Origin of the sequence: Acetobacterium wieringae (assembly GCF_026646375.1) — a bacterium.
In the GTDB taxonomy this organism is placed as follows: Bacteria; Bacillota; Clostridia; order Eubacteriales; family Eubacteriaceae; genus Acetobacterium; species Acetobacterium wieringae_A.
Genome location: NZ_JAIPPU010000042.1, coordinates 1 through 2971 on the forward strand (window position 1 = coordinate 1; position 2971 = coordinate 2971).

The following is a 2971-nucleotide window of genomic DNA, read 5'->3' on the forward strand; positions in this document are numbered from 1 at the left end:
ATTTTACCTCATTTCCTTGCAATTTGGGACTGCACTTTTATGATAACACTCCATAAAATGAATTTTTGCTCAAGATATGGCAATACATCAATTGGTGTCAAATCATCCTCAAAAAAGACATCGCCTTTTGATACAAATTCTTCCGGTATGACAACAAAATACCAGGTACCATTCTCATCAATGATGATGGCTTTCCCGTCAATATAACCAACAATATCGTGATCCAGTTGTTCATTATCTAAGTACGCACTCATTATTACCTCCCAAAAACTACATTTCATAATTCAAACCATCTTCCGACAGCAGGTCATCCCAATCTATTTCAGAAGCGGGAGCCTTGGTGAATAATTTTGTTGTCTCAGACTGGCCGTGATAGCCAGCGGCGGCCCAAACAAACAACATCCCCTGTTCAGCACTGCCGTCATCTATAGCTATGTTACCGTTTGGCAGGCATTCATATGGGCAATCCAGTAAATTCCGAAACTCCTTATAGCCATAATGGGTAATCCGATCATCTACACCCCAGACAAACGACATAGCCATTTCCTCATCACCGATAATCAATTCACAATCCAGCTCCACGCCCGAATTTAGAAATTCACCGAAGGTTTTATACTCTGATGCCGGGATATCCGAAAAGTTTTCGTAATATTTTCCGAAATTCCACTGTAAGCCTTTTTCATCCAAATAACAATGATTGGCTTCAATAAACTGTGTACCTGTAAAAAGCAAAGCATTATCACCCGAAACATCCAGGACGATCGTTTTTTTCGACGCAGCGGACTTAAGGATATCACCTTTTTTAATCTGGTTTTCAAGTATCGGCGGATCAAATTGCAACGCTTGTTCCAGATCCGAGTCGATAACCCAATCCGAATAAAACCCGATCCCCTCAAAAATAATCGGATTCGTCTCGTCTGATACGGCTAAATCATGATCCATCGAATTATCGAACGGAAACCATTCACGATAGGCGATTGTGTCGCCGCCTTGGAAGATATTAATATCCCCACCTTCGCTGCATGTCCATTCATCAGCTAACAGCATTCCTTCTTTGACGTTATCGACCGCAACAACCTTACCCTTGTATAACACGTTCAAGGCGTTGCTGCTGTTTGTTAAATTATAATGCCCTGGCGTATGCGTACGCATTTCGACCGTCTCAATCAAGCCGCCTTTACTGGAAGCCATCTCATTTTTAAAGGCGGTTACATCATTTTTTAAGGTGTTTATATTTAACTCATCGACAAGCACATCTACCTTTTGGATCAAATTATTAAAAGAACTCCTGAAAATTAAAATCACCAATGAATTTTTTAACGGTTTGCCCGGATTGGTCTTTGAGAAAATCAAAGATTACATTGTTTTTTTCACTGGTTAAATAAATAAACACATCAATCAGCTCCTTTTATTTTAAGAATAACAGAAGGATTAACAAGATATTTGTTTTTTAAACGGTCGGCCTTTCGTCGTTGATACCGACCTTCTTTTCTTTCTTTGCTTGTCATTTTAAAGCATACCTCGTACAGTGATGTTATTTTGCGTCGTGATTCTGTGAAGGGTACTGGCCATGAAAACTGATTTACGCATTGTTGTCAGTCCATGCAAGAAGCGTCCGGCCAACCGCATCAAGGTATATATTTACCAGTTAAGGAAGGTTATACGCTCCTTCTGTGAGAATGCTGATTTCGCTTAAAAAAGCTACTATGTCTGATATGCACACAATCCGAACGCAACGCCATAGTTGTTGTTGGCGTTGTTGTTGTTGTAGCTGCCGTCGTTGTTGACCAGAGTGAAATTGTTGTTGTTGCCCGAATACGGAGAACGACCCCAGTCAGGAAATACAACGGAAGTACTAAGTTTTCAGTATATAACCTATGGTTCAATAATTAACTCCGCAAACCTTTATTGCGGAGCAGTGATTAAATCTTTGTAACGTTCCCGGTCGCTCTTTCTTACTCCTTTCAGCAGCCGAAATTCATCACTGATGAATTTCATCAGTGTAACAATAATCTTAGAATCGATACTAAACACTTCTTTGGCGATTTGCAGTTGAGATATTAAATTTTGCAGATCGCACATGGCTTTATTCAAGTAATCAATCCGGATCTGCAATTCATGTTGGTTAGTTGGATAAATCGTGTTGGCACTTTTTGCATTCTCGTGACAGCTCGTCGCTAACGCGACGAGGTTTTGAGTAATAAAAAAAGTGTATCGTTTTGGAAATTTTACCGCTTGCTTAATCATGCAAACTTGAAGCTCATATGCATTTTCCAGAAACAGAATTGCACTTTCATCCCGCTTGTTTTTTAATACTGCCATTATTTTGTTCTCCTTATGTCATAAACTTATTGTGTAATAACCGCCCCATTGCGGGGCGGATAGGTTAGATTCCTAGATGCAGAAGCCGAACGCAACGCCACAGGTGTTGGTGGCGGTGATGTTGTTGTAGCTGCCGTCGTTGTTGACCAGAGTGAAATTGTTGGTGTAGCCCGAATACGGAGAACGACCCCAGTAGTAATTTACTCCCCCGGATCCGTTGCTCATCTTCTTGACTCTGCTCGCATTATCGGTAAAGATTGAATATTTAGTACCTTCACCTGCAATGGAGTAATAAGTCGTTCCGTGTAATTCCACTTCCGAGAAAGCAAATATTTTGTCTGTGGAAGTTACCAGTACATTATTGTTGTAGCCACCAGAAGTTAATTTTTTGACTGGTTTGATGGCACTTTGAATTTCAGCCGGTAATTGAGAATAAAGTGATGTGGTTCCACTCGTGTAATTTGTGCCGGCATATTGTGTGCTGATTCCGTTCATCCATCCTCGGATATCAGAGCCTTCCCAACCATAGTAGTTTGTGTTATTACCAGGATTGATCGCTCGATTATTTGCCATCAGATGTTTAGTACCGAAGGTGTGGAATTGTCAATAATAGTTCAGTCAAAACGCGCAAGGAATTTTCCAAGCCCCT

At 40.6% G+C, this 2971-nt stretch carries 4 protein-coding genes; all 4 read right to left on the bottom strand.

The window, feature by feature from the left end; all coding sequences use genetic code 11:
• Positions 1–8: 8 nt before the first annotated feature.
• The 4 genes from Q7P33_RS17780 to Q7P33_RS17795 all read right to left on the bottom strand — a co-directional run bounded on the left by Q7P33_RS17780 (position 9) and on the right by Q7P33_RS17795 (position 2895).
• A complete protein-coding gene (locus Q7P33_RS17780; RefSeq protein ID WP_303872079.1) occupies positions 9–254 on the bottom strand; it encodes a hypothetical protein in 246 nt (81 codons plus the stop codon).
• 16 nt (positions 255–270) lie between these two features.
• Complete coding sequence (locus Q7P33_RS17785) at positions 271–1272, bottom strand: hypothetical protein (RefSeq protein ID WP_303872080.1); 1002 nt, start codon at positions 1270–1272, stop codon at positions 271–273.
• Between the two features lie 633 nt (positions 1273–1905).
• Positions 1906–2322, bottom strand: coding sequence for a hypothetical protein (locus Q7P33_RS17790; RefSeq protein WP_303872081.1), 417 nt, complete (start codon positions 2320–2322; stop codon positions 1906–1908).
• A gap of 72 nt (positions 2323–2394) precedes the next feature.
• Entirely contained in the window at positions 2395–2895 is a 501-nt protein-coding gene (locus tag Q7P33_RS17795; protein WP_303872082.1) for a DUF6273 domain-containing protein, read from the bottom strand.
• Between the last annotated feature and the right edge of the window lie 76 nt (positions 2896–2971).

Excerpts from the sequence above, each read along its gene's own strand:
- Q7P33_RS17795 (WP_303872082.1), bottom strand. The coding sequence starts at position 2,895 with ATGGCAAATAATCGAGCGATCAATCCTGGTAATAACACAAACTACTAT.
- Q7P33_RS17790 (WP_303872081.1), bottom strand. The coding sequence starts at position 2,322 with ATGGCAGTATTAAAAAACAAGCGGGATGAAAGTGCAATTCTGTTTCTG.
- Q7P33_RS17780 (WP_303872079.1), bottom strand. The coding sequence starts at position 254 with ATGAGTGCGTACTTAGATAATGAACAACTGGATCACGATATTGTTGGT.